Source organism: Shinella sp. GW821-FHT11G07, assembly GCF_058808115.1.
This window is the reverse complement of the sequence record NZ_JBXARJ010000010.1, coordinates 190,361-208,948: the sequence shown is the minus strand read 5'-3', so window position 1 is coordinate 208,948 and position 18,588 is coordinate 190,361. Positions and strand designations below refer to the sequence as shown.

Here is an 18,588-nt window from a genome sequence, read left to right as displayed (position 1 = left end):
AAAACCTACTCCGCCGCCACCCGTTTCATCGGACGGCGCTCCAGCAGTTCCTTCAGGAAATGGCCGGTATAGGAGCGTTCCACCTTCACGATGTCCTCCGGCGTGCCCTCCGCGATCACTTCGCCACCGCCGTCACCGCCTTCGGGGCCGAAGTCGATGACCCAGTCGGCCGTCTTGATGACCTCGAGATTGTGCTCGATGACCACGACGGAGTTGCCCTGGTTGACGAGTTCGTGCAGCACTTCGAGCAGCTTTGCCACGTCATGGAAATGCAGGCCGGTGGTCGGCTCGTCGAGGATATAGAGCGTGCGGCCGGTCGAGCGCTTGGAAAGCTCCTTGGCGAGCTTGACGCGCTGCGCCTCGCCACCCGACAGCGTGTTTGCCTGCTGGCCGACCTTGATGTAGCCGAGGCCAACCTGGTTGAGCGTCACCAGCTTGTCGCGCACCGCCGGCACGGCAGCGAAGAACTCGACACCTTCCTCCACCGTCATGTCCAGCACGTCGGCGATCGACTTGCCCTTGAAGGTGACGTCGAGCGTTTCGCGGTTGTAGCGCTTGCCGTGGCAGACGTCGCAGGTGACGTAGACGTCGGGCAGGAAGTGCATCTCGATCTTGATGACGCCGTCGCCCTGACAGGCCTCGCAGCGTCCGCCCTTGACGTTGAACGAGAAGCGGCCCGGCTGGTAGCCGCGCGCCTTCGCCTCCGGCAGGCCGGAAAACCAGTCGCGGATCGGCGTGAAGGCGCCGGTATAGGTTGCGGGGTTGGAACGCGGCGTGCGGCCGATCGGCGACTGGTCGATGTCGATGACCTTGTCGATATATTCGAAGCCGTCGATGCGCTCGTGCTCGGCCGGAATTTCGCGCGCGCCCATGATGCGCCGCGCCGCCGACTTGTAGAGCGTCTCGATCAGGAAGGTCGACTTGCCGCCGCCGGACACGCCGGTGACCGCGGTGAAGACGCCGAGTGGGATGGCGGCCGTGACATTCTTGAGGTTGTTGGCTTTCGCGCCGACGACCTTGATTTCCTTCTTCTTTTTCGGCTTGCGACGTTCCGCGGGCACCGCGACGGCAAGCTCGCCCGACAGATACTTGCCAGTGAGCGAGGCCGGATTGGCGATCACCTGCTGTGGCGAGCCCTGCGCGATGACTTCACCGCCGTGAATGCCGGCGGCGGGGCCAATGTCGACGACATAGTCCGCTGTCAGGATGGCGTCTTCGTCATGCTCGACCACGATCACCGTGTTGCCGATGTCGCGCAGATGCCGCAGCGTGTCGAGCAGGCGGGCATTGTCGCGCTGGTGTAGGCCGATGGAGGGCTCGTCGAGCACGTATAGCACGCCCGTGAGGCCCGAGCCGATCTGCGAGGCGAGACGAATGCGCTGGCTTTCGCCACCCGACAGCGTGCCGGAATTGCGCGACAGCGAGAGATATTCGAGGCCGACATCGTTCAGGAAGCGCAGGCGCTCGCGGATCTCCTTGAGGATGCGCACCGCGATTTCGTTCTGCTTGGTGTTGAGGTTCTCCGGCAGCACATCGAACCAGTCGCGCGCGACGCGGATCGACATGGCCGTCACTTCGCCGATATGCAGTTTGTTGATTTTTACCGCCAGTGCCTCGGGCTTCAGGCGAAAGCCGTTGCAGGCCGGGCAGGGCGCGGCAGACATGTAGCGCTCGATCTCTTCACGCGACCAGGCGGAGTCCGTTTCCTTCCAGCGGCGCTCGAGGTTCGGCACGATACCTTCGAAGGTTTTCACCGTCTTGTAGGAGCGTGCGCCGTCCTTGTAGTTGAACTCGATCTTTTCCTTGGTGCCGTTCAGGATGGCGCTCTGCGCCGCTTCCGTCAGTTCCGACCAACGGCTGGAAAGTTTAAACCCATAGGCGGCGCCCAGCGCCTCCAGCGTCTGGTTATAGTAGGGTGAGGACGATTTTGCCCAGGGCGCGATGGCGCCGTCGCGCAATGTGCGTTCGGTTTCCGGAACGATGAGTTCCGGGTCGATCTTCTGCTGGCTGCCGAGGCCGTCACAGGTCGGGCAGGCGCCGAAGGGGTTGTTGAACGAAAAGAGCCGCGGCTCGATTTCCGAGATCGTGAAGCCGGAGACCGGGCAGGCGAATTTTTCGGAAAACAGCACGCGCTCATGCGTCTCGTTCAGCGACTTGTTGGCCGAGCCACCGGCGGAGGTTTCCTCGACCGGCAGCGGCTTGTCGGCGAACTCCGCGATCGCCAGGCCCTCGGCGAGCTTGAGGCAGGTTTCAAGGCTGTCCGCCAGGCGCGAGGCGAGATCCGACCGCACGACGACGCGGTCGACCACCACGTCGATGTCGTGTTTGTACTTCTTGTCGAGCGCAGGCACATCGGCGATCTCGTAGAACTGGCCGTCGACCTTGACGCGCTGAAAGCCCTTCTTCATCAGCTCGGCGAGTTCCTTCTTGTACTCGCCCTTGCGGCCGCGCACGATGGGCGCGAGGATGTAGAGGCGCGTACCTTCGCCGAAATCGATGACGCGATCGACCATCTGGCTGACCGTCTGGCTCTCGATCGGCAGGCCCGTTGCCGGCGAATAGGGCACGCCGACGCGCGCAAACAGCAGGCGCATATAGTCGTAGATCTCGGTGACCGTGCCGACGGTCGAGCGCGGGTTCTTCGAGGTCGTCTTCTGCTCGATGGAGATGGCCGGCGACAGCCCGTCGATCTGGTCGACATCCGGTTTCTGCATCATTTCGAGGAACTGGCGCGCATAGGCCGAGAGGCTCTCGACATAGCGGCGCTGGCCCTCGGCATAGATCGTGTCGAAGGCAAGCGACGATTTGCCGGAGCCTGACAGCCCGGTCATGACGATCAGCTTGTTGCGGGGCAGGTCGAGATCGATGCCCTTGAGATTGTGTTCGCGGGCGCCGCGAATGGAAATTGTCTTGAGTTCGCTCATGATATCCAGCGTCAGAAGTTCTTGCGCATTCGATTTAGGGGTTGCCCCTATGTAGGAACCGGTTGGGGCGTGTCCATGCGCGGTCGAAGGAATCCGTGCCCGTTTCCGATTCGGTTGACAAGAGTGTAGGGAATTATTAGAACAAAAAAAGAACGAATTTTTGCAATTGATCTGTGGATTATAGTCACGCGGGGCGGCGCTGGCGCACGGCAGCCGATAAGATGCCGCATTCATGGTGTGAAATGATGTCGGGCGCCAAAGCCCGACGCGACAACGGGAAGTATGGGTATGGCTGGAAGCGTCAACAAGGTGATCTTGGTCGGGAATGTCGGTGCGGACCCGGAAATCCGTCGGACGCAGGACGGCCGGCCGATCGCCAACCTGCGGATCGCGACCTCTGAGACCTGGCGCGACCGCAACAGCGGCGAACGCAAAGAAAAGACGGAATGGCACAATGTCGTCGTCTTCAACGAAGGCCTGTGCAAGGTCGTCGAACAATATGTGAAGAAGGGCGCCAAGCTCTACATCGAAGGCGCGCTGCAGACCCGCAAGTGGCAGGACCAGACCGGTAACGACCGCTATTCGACGGAAATCGTGCTGCAGGGCTTCAACTCGACGCTGACCATGCTCGACGGTCGCGGTGAAGGCGGCGGCGAGCGGCGCGGCGGCAGCGATTTCGGCGGCGGCGCACCGAGCTACGACGACTACGGTTCGCGCCCGTCTTCGGGCGGCGGAAGCAGCGGCGGCGCCGGTGGCGGCAGCCGTTCGGGCGGTTCGCCGCTCTCGCGCGATATGGATGACGACATCCCGTTCTGAGAACGACGGACATGACCGGCGTTCACGCCGGCTGATGTTCGACGCGCCTCCGGCGGGGTCATGCTGGCGGAGGCGTGTTATGAGCGATGAGAAGACGGCCGCAGATGTGCTTTTCCTGCGGCCGGGCGAGGGGCGAACCTATCCACTCGGCGCCATGACGGCGGTTTTCAAGGCGGATCACGGCGAAACCGGCAGCGCCTACAGCGTTTCCGAATGGTGGCTTGAGCCGAATACGACGGGTCCTGGCGCCCACTTCCATGCCGACAATGTCGAACTGTTCTATGTGATCGCCGGTGTCGCCAGCATCCTGGCCGGCGATAAATGGTTCGATGCGCCTTCCGGCAGTTTCGTGCGTATTCCGGCCACCATCATGCATGATTTCGAGAATCGCACGGACGAGCGCGTCGGCCTGCTCAACGTTTTCCTGCCGGGCGGGTTCGAGGAAAACATGCCGGCGATCACCAAATGGTTCGCCGACAATCCCTGACGGCGCGGGCTCATCACCGTTTCAGTGTCCCGAAAAGACCCATAACTCAGCCGGTTAACCGGAAGCGGCGCTACAACTTTTCCCGACTTGTTGCTGACGCATTCCGGGCCTAAAATTCCCGCACACCCGAAAGCAATATCGCCGGCTGGATGTGAAAAGGGGAGGTCGCAATGGACGTGCTTCGAGACCCCACGCATATCGGCATGTTCGAACCGCAGGATCTGGATGTTCTGCAGGGCGTTTTCACACGATTGACGGCAACCAGGAGCCCTGCCTTCGACGAGGCCCGGGCCCGTTCGCTCGCGCGATCGATCATCACGCTGTATCGGCATGGCGTGCGTGACCCCGAGCAGATTTTCGACGTGCTGCAAGTGCCGTCGTCCTGACGCCGCAATCGCTATCCCAATTTCCAATGAGCGCTCGCCCGGCTACGGCGGGCGCTTAACCATATGGAAACCATAAATCAAACAAGCTCTTTCCCAGCTTTGCATCCATTCGCAATTTTGCCATCTTATTGGCATGATTAACGTACTGTTATTTACTGAGTGGCATTGACGGCCGGCTTGCAGGGGCAAGACAGGTTGGCTGGCACACCGTCGGGGACAATAGCGGCGTGGGACATAAAACTTTCGAGAAAAATGCGATCCGGTTCGGCAAGAGCTTGAGATTGCTGGCTATTCCTCTGATCTGCGCGAGCCTAGCTGCCTGCGCGACGACGACGACGCCCGCGCCGAAGAAGAAGGTGCGCAGCAAGGAATTCTTTTCTGAATCCGAGTATGGCGTGAAGGCAAGTCCGCGCGTCGTGGAAGAAGGCCAGGCCGTGCCAAAGGGTGGCGGCCGCTACCAGGTTGGCAAGGCCTATCAGGTTCGCGGCAAGTGGTACCAGCCGAAGGAAGAGCCTGGTTACAACAAGACAGGTCTCGCGTCGTGGTACGGTTCAGCCTTCCACGGCCGCAAGACGGCGAATGGCGAAGTCTACGACAAGTACCATCTCTCCGCCGCGCACCCGACGTTCCCGTTGCCGAGCTATGCGCGCGTCACCAACATGGAAAACGGAACCTCCGTCATCGTGCGTGTCAACGACCGCGGCCCTTACCATGAGGGCCGGGTGATCGACGTTTCGTCGAAGACAGCGGATCTGCTCGACATGAAGCGCACCGGCACGGCAAAGGTGCGCGTGCAATATGTCGGCAAGGCCCGCCTTGACGGCCACGACATGCCGTATCTCATGGCCTCCTACATTCCGAAGGGATCACGCGTGCCGGCAGTCGATCCGGGCGGCCAGATCGCAACGGGCGTCATGGTGGCTTCCGCCGACAACCGCTCGCTGCCTGGCGTCGGCACGGAAGAAAACGTGCTGACCGTGCCCGACAAGAGCACGATGACGGCGCTCGCCAAGACGGCCCCGACAGCCGAGGCCTTCCAGGTGATGGAACAGTTCGTCATGCTGCCGGAGATCGGCCCGCTGCCGATCGAACGACCGAATTTCGTGCCCCAGCTTTCCGCTGAGCCAAGCTATGCGGCGGCCTATGCGGACGAGCGCGTGCGCGACGCTGCCGGCGCCTTCGATGCCATCCTGACGATGGACGGCCAGTTGACGCCGCTTTCCGCATTTGCCGACAACGCGGGCTGATCGCCCGCGTTCCCAAAGCCGTTTGCGCAATGCGGTCGGCTGTGGGAGTGTGACGACATCCGGAGTCGCCATGCATCGCCGTCTTTTCGTCGTCCTCATTGTCCTTCTGTCCTTTTCCAGCATTGCGCACGCGCAGTCTGCCGCGCCGCAGGCGGGCTTCGACGTCAAGGCGAAGCAGGTCTACCTCATCGAGGCGGAGACCGGCACGGTGCTGTTTGCCCGCGCCGAGGACGAGACCGTTCCCGCCGCCTCGCTTGCCAAGCTGATGACCATGGCAACGGTCTTCAAGACGCTGGCCGGCGGCGAAATCACGCTCGACACGCAATTTCCCGTCACCGAACATGCCTGGCGCACGGGCGGCGCGCCATCGCGCACTTCCACCATGTTTGCCGCCCTGAAATCGAACGTGCGCGTCGAGGACCTGGTCCGCGGCGTCATCATTCAGTTTGCCAATGACGCCTGCATCATTCTCGGCGAGGGCATCGCCGGTTCGGAGACTGCCTTCGCCGAAAGGATGACGCAGGGGGCGAGGGCGCTGGGGCTGCAGAAATCCGGCTTCGCCAATGCCACCGGCCTGCCCGACCCGGCAAACAAGGTGACGATGCGCGAAATGGTGCAGCTCGCCCGGCACCTGCAGACGACCTATCCGGACTACATGCGCTACTATCTCGAGCCGGAATTCGAGTGGAACAAGATCAAGCAGCGCAACCGCAATCCGCTTCTGACGCTCAATATCGGCGTGACGGGTTTCGTGACCGGCTTTTCGGAGGAGGGCGGCTATTCCATCGTCGCGGCGGTCAACCGCGACGGCAAGCACCTGGTGCTCGCCATGGGCGGCATGGAAAACGACAAGGTCCGCATCGAGGAAACCCGCCGCATCATCGAATGGGCGCTCTCCTCCTTCGAGCGCCGCACGCTCTTCAAGGAGGGTGAGGCGATCGCCGATGCCAGCGTCTATGGCGGCGATGCATCCAGCGTGCCGCTGGTGGCCGGCGAGCAGGTGGATGTCTTTCTGCCGAAGGACAATTCGCAAAAGCTCGTCGCACGCGTGGTCTATACGTGGCCGGTGCGGGCACCGGTCGAGCCCGGCCAGGCGATCGGCACCCTGAAGATCTGGAACGACAAACAATTGTTGCGCGAAGTACCGGTGGAAACGGCGGGCTCGGTCGGCGTCGGCGCTCTGCGCTCCCGGGCGCTGGATGCGCTGATCGAGTTGTTCTTCTTCTGGATTTGACGGGGCGGGCGAGGGCGAAAAGCGTTTCGCCGGCCGGAAACATCGGTTAGTAGTGGTCCGACTCGTCCCGGCCCCGCCGGGTAACGCCGCGCTCGCGGCCATTGGTAACGGAAACAGGATTTGTCGGCCGCACCCGGTTTGTTTGTCACGTTCGAAGGCGGCGAGGGCGCCGGAAAGTCGACGCAGATCCGGCTTCTGGCAGAGGCATTGCGCGCGCGCGGCCTGACCGTGCTGATGACGCGCGAGCCCGGCGGCTCGAAGGGCGCGGAAGCCGTGCGACACGTTCTCCTGTCCGGCGCCGCCGAGCCCTACGGTATTCGCATGGAAGCCATCCTGTTTGCCGCCGCGCGCAACGATCATGTCGAGCAGGTCATCCGTCCGGCGCTCTCGGCGGGCACCGTCGTGCTGTGCGATCGCTTCATGGATTCGTCGCGCGTCTACCAGGGCATTACCGGCAACCTGGAACAGACGTTCATCGCAGCGCTGGAGCGCGTCGCCGTCAACGGCGTCGTGCCGGACTGTACCGTCATCTTCGACCTGCCGGCCGCCATCGGCCTGGAGCGCGCCCGCAAGCGCAGCGCCGGGCCGGACGAACAACCGGACCGCTTCGAGAAAGAAGAGCTGGAAACGCACGAGAAGCGTCGCGAGGCCTTTCTCGATATTGCCGAACGCGAACCGCTGCGCTGCCGCGTGGTCGACGCGACACAGACGCAGGAGGTGATCGCTATCCAGGTGCTCGCCATCGCCGAGCCGCTGCTGCCGATCAACGCGCATGACCGGCACGATCCGGAGCCTATCTCGTGAGCGACGATCGTCCCGGCATCCTCGACGGTGCGGTGCATCCTGCCGAGCAGACAAGGCTTTTCGGCCATGCCGCAGCGGAACATTTCCTGGCGCGCTCCTACAGGTCCGGCAAGGGCCACCACGCCATCCTGATCGAAGGGCCGGAAGGCATCGGCAAGGCGACGCTCGCCTTCCGCTTCGCCAACCACGTGCTGCACCATCCGGAACCAGCCGACGCGCCGGAAACGATGGCCGACCCGTCTCCCGGTTCACCGATTACCCGCCAGCTCGTGGCCGGCGCCTCGCACAATCTGCTGCACCTCACCCGGCCGGTCGACGAGAAGACCGGCAAGGTGAAATCGGCGATCACCGTCGACGAGGTGCGCAAAGCCGGAAAATTCCTGGCGCAGACCTCTGGCACGGGCAATTGGCGCATCGTCATCATCGATCCCGCCGACGATCTCAACCGCAATGCCGCCAACGCCATCCTGAAAATCCTCGAAGAGCCGCCGAAGCGCTCGCTCTTCCTCGTCCTGACCCATGCTCCGGGAAAACTGCTGCCGACCATTCGCTCGCGCTGCCTGCCGCTAGCACTGTCGCCGCTGTCGGAAGCCGATCTTGCCGCCGCCCTCGACAGCCTCGGCGCAGCACCGTCCGGCCCGCGTGCGGCAGACGTTCTCTCGGCAGCCCATGGCAGCGTCTCGGAAGCGCTGAAGCTGGTGAACTACGGCGGCTTCGATATTGTCGAAGCCTTCCGCACCATCGTCGAAGCCACGGCGGAGCCACCACGCCGCGACGTGCACAAGCTCGCCGACGTGCTTTCGGCCAAGGACAGCGACACGGTCTTTTCGTTCTTCTGCCAGCACGTCACGGATTTCGTGACCGACAGCGCCCGCACCGCCGCGCTTTCCGGCGACATCGCCCGCGCCGATCGTCTCGCCCACCTTTCCTCGCAGCTTGGCGAACGCATCACCGTCGCACAAGCCTACAATCTCGACCGCAAGCAGACGATCATCAGCGTGCTCGACGATATCCGGGCTTCGCTGTAGTAGCGAGCAATCCCACCCACGCCACAGTTCCGGCTCAGTCGGCTGCGACCCTTTCCGATGATTCCGGGGGATGTTGATGCCAGCAACGTGGTTCCGCTGCGCCGTATTTGCATTGGCGCTTTCTGTCACGGCAGCTGCCGCCGACAGCAGAAGCGGCGCTTCGTTTTCCGTCGAGGCCGCCATCGTGCTGGAAAACGGTGAGCCGATTGCCGGCGCCGCCATGTGCACCATCGGTGAGGAATGCCAGATTTTCACGCGGGAGCAGCATACGTTTGGCCTCTCGCTTAAGGTGCACGTAGGTAGTTCCCGATGCCTATCGAGCGAGTTGTCCCTGCGCTGCGCGTCGGGAGAGTGTTCTTTTAGCAACGGCCGCTCCGGCGTGATGTTTGGTGGCGAGCGAAGGTTTGACGTCTACGAGGGTAGCGATGGCTATGAGCTCGTCCTCAGAAGAAGATCAAAGATCGGCAGTGTCCTCCTGAGCATTCCTGACTTCGACCCACCGTGCACGCCGTCAAAAAACGCCATCTAGGGGTAGACCGATCGTGTTCCGGGTGCAGAGATAGGGCGCGAACAGGAAGAGACGGAAACTTGCTGTTTCCCTCCACGCCCGCATGGTCTAATACCTTGCGGCATTGCACAACCGAAGACAGATACGCCCCATGACCGACACATCCCGCTTCTACATCACGACCGCCATTTCCTACCCGAACGGCAAGCCGCATATCGGCCATGCCTACGAGCTGATCGCGACGGATGCCATGGCGCGCTACCAGCGGCTCGACGGGCGCGACGTCTTCTTCTTGACGGGCACGGACGAACACGGCCAGAAGATGCAGCAGACGGCGCGCAAGGAAGGCATTTCTCCGCGCGAACTGGCTGATCGAAATTCGAAAGAATTCAAGGATATGGCCGTTCTTCTTAATGCGTCGAACGATGATTTCATCCGCACGACCGAGGATCGGCACTACGAGGCCTGCGCCGAAATCTGGCGCCGCATGGTCGCCAATGGCGACATCTACAAGGGTGGCTATGCCGGCTGGTACTCCGTGCGCGACGAGGCCTACTACCAGGAAAACGAGACCGAGAAGCGCGACGACGGCGTGCGCTACGGACCGCAGGGCACGCCCGTCGAATGGGTGGAAGAGGAGAGCTATTTCTTCCGCCTGTCCGACTATCAGGACAAGCTGCTGAAGCACTACGAGGACAATCCGGACTTCATCGGCCCGGCCGAGCGCCGCAACGAGGTGATCTCCTTCGTCAAGTCCGGTCTCAAGGACCTGTCGGTCTCGCGCACCACCTTCGACTGGGGCATTCCTGTCCCGGACGATCCTGCACATGTCATGTATGTCTGGGTCGATGCGCTCACCAACTACGTCACCGCGACCGGTTACCTCACCGATCCGGAAGGCCCGCGGGCAAAGTACTGGCCAGCAAACATCCACATCATCGGCAAGGACATCATCCGCTTCCACGCCGTCTACTGGCCGGCCTTCCTGATGTCGGCCGGCGTGCCGCTGCCGGAGCGCGTCTTCGCCCATGGCTTCCTGCTCAACAAGGGCGAGAAGATGTCGAAATCGCTCGGCAACGTCGTCGATCCGGTCAACCTGGTGAATCATTTCGGCCTCGACCCGATCCGCTACTTCTTCCTGCGCGAAGTCTCCTTCGGCCAGGACGGCAGCTACAGCGAGGAGGGGATCGCGACCCGCATCAACTCCGACCTCGCCAACGGCATCGGCAACCTCGCCAGCCGCTCGCTGTCGATGATCGTCAAGAATTGCGACGGCAAGGTGCCGGAGTGCGGCGCGCTTTCCGATGCCGACAGCGCGATGCTCGAATCCGTCGATGCGCTGCATGCGCTGACGCGCGAGGAGATGGGCAAGCAGCAGATCCACAAGGCGCTGGCGGCGATCATCGCCGTCGTGTCGGAGGCCGACCGCTACTTCGCCGGCGAGGCGCCCTGGGCGCTGAAGAAGACCGATCCGGTCCGCATGGGCACCGTGCTCTACGTGACGGCGGAAGTCGTGCGCCAGATCGCGATCCTGCTTCAGCCCTTCATGCCGAAATCCGGCCGCAAGCTGCTCGACCTCGTCGCGTCGCCCGTCGACAAGCGTGATTTTGCAGCACTTGGCGAGGCTGGTCGTCTCGTCAGCGGCACGCCGCTGGAAGCGCCGACGCCGGTCTTCCCGCGCTACGTCGCACCCGAGGCGTGACGCGGCAATGCTGATCGACACCCACTGCCATCTGGATTTTCCCGACTTCGAAGCGGAGCGCGACGATATCGTCGCGCGGGCGCACGCGGCCGGGGTGAAGCAGATGATCACCATTTCGACGCGGGTGAAGAAGTTTCCGACGATCCTGGCGATTGCCGAAAAATACCCGTCGGTCTTCTGTTCGGTCGGCACGCATCCGCACAATGCGGATGAGGAGCTGGATGTTACGGTCTCGGAACTGGTCGCGCTATCGAACCATCCGCGCGTCGTGGCGATCGGCGAGGCGGGCCTCGACTATTTTTACGACAATGCGCCGCGCGACGCCCAGCGGATCGGCCTCACCAACCACATCGCGGCCGCGCGCGAAACCGGCCTGCCGCTGGTCATTCACAGCCGCTCGGCGGATGAGGACATGGCGGCGATCCTGACCGAGGAAACGGGGAAGGGAGCCTTCCCCTTCCTGCTGCATTGCTTCTCCTCCGGTCCGGAGCTTGCGTGTATCGGCGTCGAACTCGGCGGCTATGTCTCCTTCTCCGGCATCCTGACCTTCCCGAAGTCGGAAGAGCTGCGCGAGATTGCGAAAACCGTGCCGCTGGAGCGCATGCTGGTCGAGACCGACGCGCCCTACCTTGCGCCAAAACCGTTCCGCGGCAAGCGCAACGAGCCGGCCTATGTGGCGCACACGGCTGCGGTGCTTGCCGAGACGGTCGGCGTCAGCGTCGAGGAGATCGCCCGCATCACCACGGAAAACGCCTTCCGCATCTTCTCGAAGATGCCGCGGGTGTAGGCGTGGCCACCGTCCGGCGCTTCACCATTCTCGGCTGCGGCTCATCACCCGGCGTGCCGCGCATTACCGGCGACTGGGGTGCCTGCGACCCGGCCAATCCGAAGAACCGCCGCACCCGCGCCGCCTTTCTCATCGAGCAGTTCGGACCGGACGGCACGACGACGGTCGTCATCGATACCGGCCCGGATTTCCGCGTTCAGATGATCGCCGCGGGCGTCCAGAACATCGACGCGGTACTGTTTTCCCATCCTCACGCCGACCATATTCACGGTATCGACGATATCCGCGGTTTCGTGCTGCACAATCACAAGCAGATCCCGATCTGGGCCGATGTGGCGACCATGGAGCGTATCCGCGAAGGGTTCGGCTACTGCCTGAAGACGCCGCCCGGCAGCATGTATCCGCCGATCGTGACGGAGAACCTGATCGAGCCGATGGACGCGCCGGTGACGATCAAAGGGGCAGGGGGATCCATTACCTTCCAACCCCTCCTCCAGGTGCACGGCTCGATCCATTCGCTGGGCTTCCGCATCGGCGACGTGGCCTATTGCAGCGATATCAGTGACTTCCCCGACGAGACGGTTCCGCGTCTTGCCGGCCTCGACATGCTGATCATCGACGCGCTGCAATACCGTTACCATTCGAGCCATCTGTCGCTCAGCCAGGCACTGGAATGGATCGACCGGTTGAAGCCGGCGCGCGCGATCCTGACGCATATGCACGTACCGCTCGACTACGACACCGTGCAAAAGGAAACGCCGGCCCATGTGGAGCCGGCGTATGATGGTCTGAGCTTCGAGATGACGCTGTAAGGCGATCAGGCGAAGTAAGGCGCCAGGTTCTTGCGGATGCGGTCCAGGACCGTATCGCCGGAAAGGTCCGGCACAAACGTCTTTCCGGTAATCTGTTCAAAGGCCTGGATGTAGACCTTCGACGTCTGCTCGACGAGATCGCGCGGGATTTCCGGGATCGGGTCCTTGTAGGGGTCGCAGCGCTCGGTAACCCAGGCGCGCACGAAATCCTTGTCAAAGCTCGCCGGGCGGCCGCCCTTGGCAAAGCTGTCCTCATAGCTGTCGGCGATCCAGTAGCGGCTGGAATCCGGCGTGTGGATCTCGTCGGCGAGCACGATGCGGCCGTCCTTGTCCGTGCCGAATTCGTATTTGGTGTCAACGAGAATCAGCCCGCGTTCGGCCGCCCGGGCCTGTCCGCGCGCAAAAAGCGACAGTGCATAACGCGATACGGTTTCCCATTGCTCGGCCGTCAGCAGGCCCTGGGCAAGGATTTCCTCGCCGGAGAGCGGCTCGTCATGACCGCCGTCGAACGCCTTGCTGGTGGGCGTGATGATCGGCTCGGGTAGTTTTTCGTTGTCCTTGAGGCCATCCGGCAGCGTGATGCCGTACATCTGGCGCTCACCCTTGCGGTACTTCGTCAGGATCGACGTGCTGGTCGTGCCGGCAAGATAGCCTCGCACGACGATCTCGACCGGCAGGATATCGAGCCGCGTGCCGATGACGACGTTCGGGTCCGGATAGGACAGAACATGGTTCGGGCAGATATCGGCGGTTTCCTCGAACCAGTAGCGCGCCGTCTGCGTCAGCACCTGACCCTTGAAGGGAATCGCGGTCAGGATGACATCGAAAGCACTCAGCCGATCCGTCGCGATGATGATACGGCTGCCATCCGGTAGGTCGTAATTCTCACGGACCTTGCCGTTGTAGCGGTTCGGCAGTTCCGGGATATGGGCGTCGGAGAGAATGCGCAACTCGCTCATCGGTGCAGGCTTTCGCTGTTGGTTCCGTCTGCCGTTTCGCTTAAGGCCGCGAGTGGTGCAGGGTCAAGGAAGAAACCCGATTTCCAGCACTTTCAGCGTTGCCGGCAGATCATTTAGTTCCATAATCTATCTTATGTGATCGTCGTTGCGGCCGTAAGAAAGCTGGAATGTCACTCTCCCCGGGCTTTGGTGACGTTGATTCCCCCGACAAAGATCGAAAGTCTGTGGGCAAGCTCCAGCGACACGTTGAACCCATGAACCGAACGCCACAGGATCAGTTGATCAAGGAACGGATGATCGGACGTAGGGAGACGACGCGTTGAGGATTCAAGCGATTGTTGCTGTCATCTGTCTCGCCATCGTGGGACTGACTCTCTCGGGCTGCGCCGGCCGCTCCTGCCGCGATTGGCCCGGGACATGCATCATTCAGTGATGCCAGATCCTGCGCGAGAGATTCATCACCGACGAAGAATATCTACCTTCTAAGCAGAATGTCGCAGGTTCAAGCACAACGTTAAGGGGCGGCTGATGCGGTGATTTTGCAGGTTGAACACCGCCCACCCTGTCTTCCCGGCGAAAACACACCCTAAGCATTTGAAAAGATTGGCGACCCCTGCAGGGCTCGAACCTGCGACATTCTGCTTAGAAGGCAGATGCTCTATCCAGCTGAGCTAAGGGGCCGGAACTGGCAAGGCCAGAAAAACCTCAGTGGGTCCAGGGTTGCGTGCGGCTGAAGCGGAAGTTGTCCGGATAGGCAACGCGCTTGCGGGTCGCTTCCTTGGGCTCGATCACGCGGTATTCGATGCCGTTGCGCGTGGCGTAGGCGACCGCCTCTTCGCTGGTTTCGAAGGTCAGCTTGACCTGCTGGTACATGTCGCCGGAGCTGGTATAGCCCATGATCGGGTCGATCGTCCGCGGCTTTTCGGCATCGAACTCCAGAACCCAGAGGTTGGTCTTGGCCTTGCCGGACTGCATGGCGGTCTTGGCGGGACGATAGATCTTCGCGGTCATCGAAGCGGCTCCAGAATTCTCGCATAAAGGCGCACCGTTGTGCCGGCGCGCGTCCGAGAATGCATAACCCAGATTCCGTAAAGGGGGAATGACCGGAAGAGCATTTGGCATCGAAACGCCCGCCGATGGTCGGAGTGGAGAGATTCGAACTCCCGACCCTCTGGTCCCAAACCAGATGCGCTACCAGACTGCGCTACACTCCGTCCGTCCCGGCGATGGGGAGATACACGCATCTGCCCTGAGCCGCAACAGCAAAAGGCAGCTTTCTGACGGTTGTTAGAGAGAAACTGCTTCCAAGCGGAAAGGCGTCGCGAATGCCCTACTTCGCCTTGCGCTGGGATTCGATGAGTTCGCTCTGCACGCGGTTGCCGGCGCGGATTCCGAGACGCTTCACGATGCCGCCGTTGAGTTCCAGCACGTAATCGATCGGCCCCTGCGAATCTATGATCGATTCGGAGAGCGGCTCGGCATTTTCCTTGATGGCGCGCACCTTGCCGTCCTTGGCGATGAACAGCATGTCGAGCGGCAGATAGGTGTTCTTCATCCACATGAAGACCTGGCGCGTCTCGCCGAAGGCGAAGAGCATGCCGTGGTCCGCGGCCATGTCGCGGCGGTTCATCAGCCCCTGCTCCCGCTGGCGCGGCGTCACGGCGAGTTCCACCGTAAAGGCGTGGCTCTTGCCATCCTTGGTTATGATCGCCAGTGGCTGCTTGTCGAAGGTCTCGGCCGCGAACGCCGCGGGGAGCAGGCACAAAAACAGTGCCAGCAGAGCGCCCGTCAGGCGCGCCAAACCAAAAGCGCGCACAGAACCTGCCATCAGTGTGCCATGTTGCCGGGAGCCGGATTGTCGGGGTGAATTTCGGCAGCCATCAGGCCCTTGTCACCGTCACCGAAGCGCACCAGAACCACCTGCCCCGGCCGCAGCTCGGTCAGACCGAATCGGCGCAGCGTCTCCATATGGATGAAGATGTCCTCGGTGCCCTCGCCCCGGGTCAGGAAGCCGAATCCCTTGGTGCGGTTGAACCATTTCACCAGCACGCGCTCCAGCCCGCTCGACGGCGTGACCTGCACATGCGTCTTGACCGGCGGCATCTGCGAGGGATGCACGGCCGTCGACTGGTCCATGGAAAGAATGCGGAAGGCCTGGTAGCCGCGGTCGCGCTTCTGGATCAGCGCCACGACGCGCGTGCCTTCCAGAACCGTCTGGTAGCCATCGCGCCGCAGGCAAGTGACATGCACCAGCACGTCCTGCATGCCGTTGTCCGGCACGATGAAGCCAAACCCCTTGGCGACGTCGAACCACTTGATGACGCCGGTGATCTCGATCAGATCGACAGCGTCATTGCTCTGGTCATCACGGCCCGTGATTTCCTTTGACGACACTCTGTCCACCATGACCTGCCAGCCTCTCGTTTACGCGTCACATGAGTTTACGGTTAACTGATTCTTGATAACCAGAATAACATTGTCCCGATGCGAATGCGCAAGCCCCTTTGAAAGTTTTGCCGGTCGCATTGGTAGGCCACGAGGCTTGCCTCAGGCTGACAAAACCCTAATCTTCCGGGCGATTCCACATTCTAAGGATATTCCAATGCGTTATCTCCATACGATGGTCCGCGTAAAAGACGTCGATCAGTCCCTGCATTTCTACTGCACCCTGTTCGGCCTCGTGGAAGTGCGCCGCTATGAGAATGAAAAGGGCCGGTTCACCCTGATCTTCCTGGCCGCGCCCGAGGATGCCGATGCGGCGCGGGCAAACGCCGCCCCCTGCCTCGAACTCACCTACAACTGGGACACCGAGGACTATGCAGGCGGACGCAATTTCGGCCACCTCGCCTACGAGGTCGACGATATCTATGCGATCTGCCAGAAGCTGATGGACAACGGCATCACGATCAACCGCCCGCCCCGCGACGGCCACATGGCCTTCGTGCGCTCGCCGGACGGCATTTCCATCGAAATCCTGCAGAAGGGCGACAATCTGGCCCCCGCCGAGCCCTGGGCCTCGATGGGCAATACCGGCGCCTGGTAAGCCCGAACGGGACGCAAGCTCCGGGCAAAGCTTGCGTCCTATTGTATGACGAGACCATTGTTTCGCCGTATTTGACCGGGACTTTCTTGCCGTTCCGGTCGATCGCCAGTGAGAGGGGTGCTTTGGCCGATTGCGAGCCGGATACCTTCTGTTCTGCGTTTTTACGGCTTCACACGTTCGGCCTTTACACACCCGGCCGAAACGCTAACATCGCGGCAACCGCAGCCTGGCCCACCCGGCTTTTCTCGATTGCGGTTGCGACTGTTTGAAGACATGGCCCGATCGGCGGCAAGACCGAGGGCACGAACGTCGAATGCGGGGGAAAGCCTTTGCACGATTTGCAGGGAAAGTGGTCAGGCCTGAAGGCGCTGCGGTATGGATTGCTGCTGGCCGTTTCGGTTGCCACGCTTTCGGGCTGCGTTTCCGCGGCTTCCACGGATATGCGCGCCGATAACAAGGCCGCGCAGGAAAGCGAAGATTCCGTCGCCGAAGGCAGCACGGAAGAGACCACCACGCCGGTCGTTACCGCTGGTGCGGCTGGCGGGACGGCGCAGGATGCATCCGTCACGGCCGATGCCGGAACGACAGGGCAGCAGACAACGGGCGAAGCCGGCAGCGACATGGCAGGCCTCGTCATGCAGCCGACGTCGCTCAATGCCGGCAAGGTCAGCATCTATTCCAATGGCAACCAGGCGACGCCTACAAGCAACGCCTATGCGACGCAAACGTCCGGCACGAGTGGCGCCGTCAACAGCCTCTATGCCAATTCGGGTGCGGCGCAGACTACCGATCAATCCGGGCGATTGCCGGTAGAAGACATGCCGACGGTCGATTCGACGACACAGCAGCCGGTCGCCACCCTCGGTGATGAAAAGGCCGAAGTCGTGCTGCCGGAAACCGTGCCGATCCCGAAGACGGCGCGTACGGCGCTCGTCGCTGAAGCTGCGAGCGGCAATGCGGCAGACCTCGCGCTTGCAGCCCCGGCGGACGATGGCGCTGTCGCCGCCCTGCCGGAAGCGGAGACGCAGACCAAGGACCAGCCGCGCAAGACCGTGACGCTCGCCTCCCTGTTTGCCAACAAGCGTGAAGCCAAGGAGCAGTTCGACGGCGAACGTTTCGCCGTGCAGCCGCGCCGCGTGATCAGCCGCGACAGCGCGAACGCCACGCAGAAGGCCTCGCTCGGCACGCTTCCGGGCGTTACCACCGCCCATGCCTTATTCTCGACGGATCACTCGGAATCCGAAGAGGTCGAGGATGACGCACCGCAGTTCAAGGAAGTGGCCTCGCTTGCCGGCCTTGCGCGCCTCGCGCCGAATGGCCTGTGGCTGCAGACCGAAAAGGTACAGACCGGCTGTTTCAAGCCGGAACTGCTGCAGGTGCTGAAGACGATCGAAAAGCATTACGACAAGCCGATCATCGTCACCTCCGGCCTGCGCGACCTGAAGCGCAACCGGGCCAAGCAGTCGCTGCACACCCGGTGCGAGGCGGCGGATATCCAGATCGCCGGCGTCAGCAAGTGGGAGCTCGCGGAATATCTGCGCACCATGCCCGGACGTGGCGGCGTCGGCACTTATTGCCATACCGAATCCGTGCATATCGACATCGGCACGGAACGCGACTGGAATTGGCGCTGCCGCCGGCGCAAATAGATTTTGCGGCCTAAGCGCCTGCAATATCTGCGTTTACACCCATTCAAGGCCGCCCTCCGGGCGGCTTTTCATTTTTTTGTCACAACGGCTTTTTCCCGCTTGCGGAAGGCAAAACCTCCTTCTATAAGACGCCCACCGCACGCGCCCTTCGTCTATCGGTTAGGACGTCAGATTTTCATTCTGAAAAGAGGGGTTCGACTCC

Annotated in this window: 18 protein-coding genes and 2 tRNA genes; 13 read left to right on the top strand and 7 right to left on the bottom strand. The window is 62.0% G+C overall.

The genetic code is table 11. From position 1 onward, the window contains the following. Positions 1-5: 5 nt before the first annotated feature. The gene (uvrA, locus tag AC1RT2_RS20610; RefSeq protein WP_493104884.1) at positions 6-2,924 is read right to left on the bottom strand and encodes an excinuclease ABC subunit UvrA; all 2,919 of its coding nucleotides are present in this window, start codon (positions 2,922-2,924) and stop codon (positions 6-8) included. Positions 2,925-3,212: 288 nt separating this feature from the next. Here uvrA and AC1RT2_RS20605 point away from each other — a divergent pair, with 288 nt between their 5' ends. The 11 genes from AC1RT2_RS20605 to AC1RT2_RS20555 all read left to right on the top strand — a co-directional run bounded on the left by AC1RT2_RS20605 (position 3,213) and on the right by AC1RT2_RS20555 (position 12,735). After that, positions 3,213-3,740, top strand: coding sequence for a single-stranded DNA-binding protein (locus AC1RT2_RS20605; RefSeq protein WP_069058854.1), 528 nt, complete (start codon positions 3,213-3,215; stop codon positions 3,738-3,740). A 79-nt stretch (positions 3,741-3,819) separates the two neighbouring features. Continuing rightward, the gene (locus tag AC1RT2_RS20600; RefSeq protein ID WP_493104882.1) at positions 3,820-4,227 is read left to right on the top strand and encodes a cupin domain-containing protein; all 408 of its coding nucleotides are present in this window, start codon (positions 3,820-3,822) and stop codon (positions 4,225-4,227) included. 170 nt (positions 4,228-4,397) lie between these two features. Then, positions 4,398-4,613, top strand: a complete 216-nt coding sequence (locus tag AC1RT2_RS20595; protein WP_069058856.1) for a hypothetical protein — start codon at positions 4,398-4,400, stop codon at positions 4,611-4,613. Positions 4,614-4,840: 227 nt separating this feature from the next. Next, positions 4,841-5,860 (top strand): septal ring lytic transglycosylase RlpA family protein, encoded by a 1,020-nt coding sequence (locus tag AC1RT2_RS20590; protein ID WP_493104879.1) that lies wholly within the window; start codon positions 4,841-4,843, stop codon positions 5,858-5,860. Positions 5,861-5,930: 70 nt separating this feature from the next. After that, positions 5,931-7,094, top strand: coding sequence for a D-alanyl-D-alanine carboxypeptidase family protein (locus AC1RT2_RS20585; protein ID WP_493104877.1), 1,164 nt, complete (start codon positions 5,931-5,933; stop codon positions 7,092-7,094). 120 nt (positions 7,095-7,214) lie between these two features. Further along, positions 7,215-7,898 (top strand): dTMP kinase, encoded by a 684-nt coding sequence (tmk, locus tag AC1RT2_RS20580; protein ID WP_493104875.1) that lies wholly within the window; start codon positions 7,215-7,217, stop codon positions 7,896-7,898. Continuing rightward, a complete protein-coding gene (locus AC1RT2_RS20575; RefSeq protein WP_493104873.1) occupies positions 7,895-8,926 on the top strand; it encodes a DNA polymerase III subunit delta' in 1,032 nt (343 codons plus the stop codon). Before tmk ends, AC1RT2_RS20575 begins: the two co-directional genes overlap by 4 nt. Positions 8,927-9,002: 76 nt before the next feature. Beyond that, positions 9,003-9,455 (top strand): hypothetical protein, encoded by a 453-nt coding sequence (locus tag AC1RT2_RS20570; RefSeq protein ID WP_493104871.1) that lies wholly within the window; start codon positions 9,003-9,005, stop codon positions 9,453-9,455. Between the two features lie 130 nt (positions 9,456-9,585). Continuing rightward, positions 9,586-11,136, top strand: a complete 1,551-nt coding sequence (gene metG / locus AC1RT2_RS20565; RefSeq protein WP_069058861.1) for a methionine--tRNA ligase — start codon at positions 9,586-9,588, stop codon at positions 11,134-11,136. A gap of 7 nt (positions 11,137-11,143) precedes the next feature. Further along, positions 11,144-11,923, top strand: coding sequence for a TatD family hydrolase (locus tag AC1RT2_RS20560; RefSeq protein WP_069058862.1), 780 nt, complete (start codon positions 11,144-11,146; stop codon positions 11,921-11,923). Positions 11,924-11,925: 2 nt separating this feature from the next. Continuing rightward, positions 11,926-12,735 (top strand): MBL fold metallo-hydrolase, encoded by an 810-nt coding sequence (locus tag AC1RT2_RS20555; RefSeq protein ID WP_493104868.1) that lies wholly within the window; start codon positions 11,926-11,928, stop codon positions 12,733-12,735. A gap of 5 nt (positions 12,736-12,740) precedes the next feature. On the opposite strand, the gene AC1RT2_RS20550 is transcribed toward AC1RT2_RS20555, so the two are convergent. From AC1RT2_RS20550 to AC1RT2_RS20525, 6 genes are all read right to left on the bottom strand, one after another. Then, the gene (locus AC1RT2_RS20550; protein ID WP_493104970.1) at positions 12,741-13,685 is read right to left on the bottom strand and encodes a phosphoribosylaminoimidazolesuccinocarboxamide synthase; all 945 of its coding nucleotides are present in this window, start codon (positions 13,683-13,685) and stop codon (positions 12,741-12,743) included. Between the two features lie 613 nt (positions 13,686-14,298). Next, positions 14,299-14,375 (bottom strand) — tRNA-Arg (locus AC1RT2_RS20545). A gap of 24 nt (positions 14,376-14,399) precedes the next feature. Then, the gene (locus AC1RT2_RS20540; RefSeq protein WP_069058865.1) at positions 14,400-14,705 is read right to left on the bottom strand and encodes an ETC complex I subunit; all 306 of its coding nucleotides are present in this window, start codon (positions 14,703-14,705) and stop codon (positions 14,400-14,402) included. 126 nt (positions 14,706-14,831) lie between these two features. After that, positions 14,832-14,908 (bottom strand) — tRNA-Pro (locus tag AC1RT2_RS20535). A gap of 116 nt (positions 14,909-15,024) precedes the next feature. Then, positions 15,025-15,522: a DUF192 domain-containing protein gene (locus AC1RT2_RS20530; RefSeq protein WP_493104865.1), complete on the bottom strand. Its 498-nt coding sequence runs from the start codon at positions 15,520-15,522 to the stop codon at positions 15,025-15,027. Further along, positions 15,522-16,100: a cold-shock protein gene (locus tag AC1RT2_RS20525; RefSeq protein WP_069058867.1), complete on the bottom strand. Its 579-nt coding sequence runs from the start codon at positions 16,098-16,100 to the stop codon at positions 15,522-15,524. Before AC1RT2_RS20525 ends, AC1RT2_RS20530 begins: the two co-directional genes overlap by 1 nt. A 196-nt stretch (positions 16,101-16,296) precedes the next feature. Between AC1RT2_RS20525 and AC1RT2_RS20520 the strand changes: the two genes are divergently transcribed. Beyond that, positions 16,297-16,737 (top strand): VOC family protein, encoded by a 441-nt coding sequence (locus AC1RT2_RS20520; RefSeq protein ID WP_493104862.1) that lies wholly within the window; start codon positions 16,297-16,299, stop codon positions 16,735-16,737. Between the two features lie 329 nt (positions 16,738-17,066). Then, on the top strand, positions 17,067-18,386 hold the full coding sequence (locus AC1RT2_RS20515) for a YcbK family protein (RefSeq protein ID WP_493104860.1): 1,320 nt from the start codon (positions 17,067-17,069) through the stop codon (positions 18,384-18,386). The last annotated feature ends 202 nt before the right edge of the window (positions 18,387-18,588 follow it).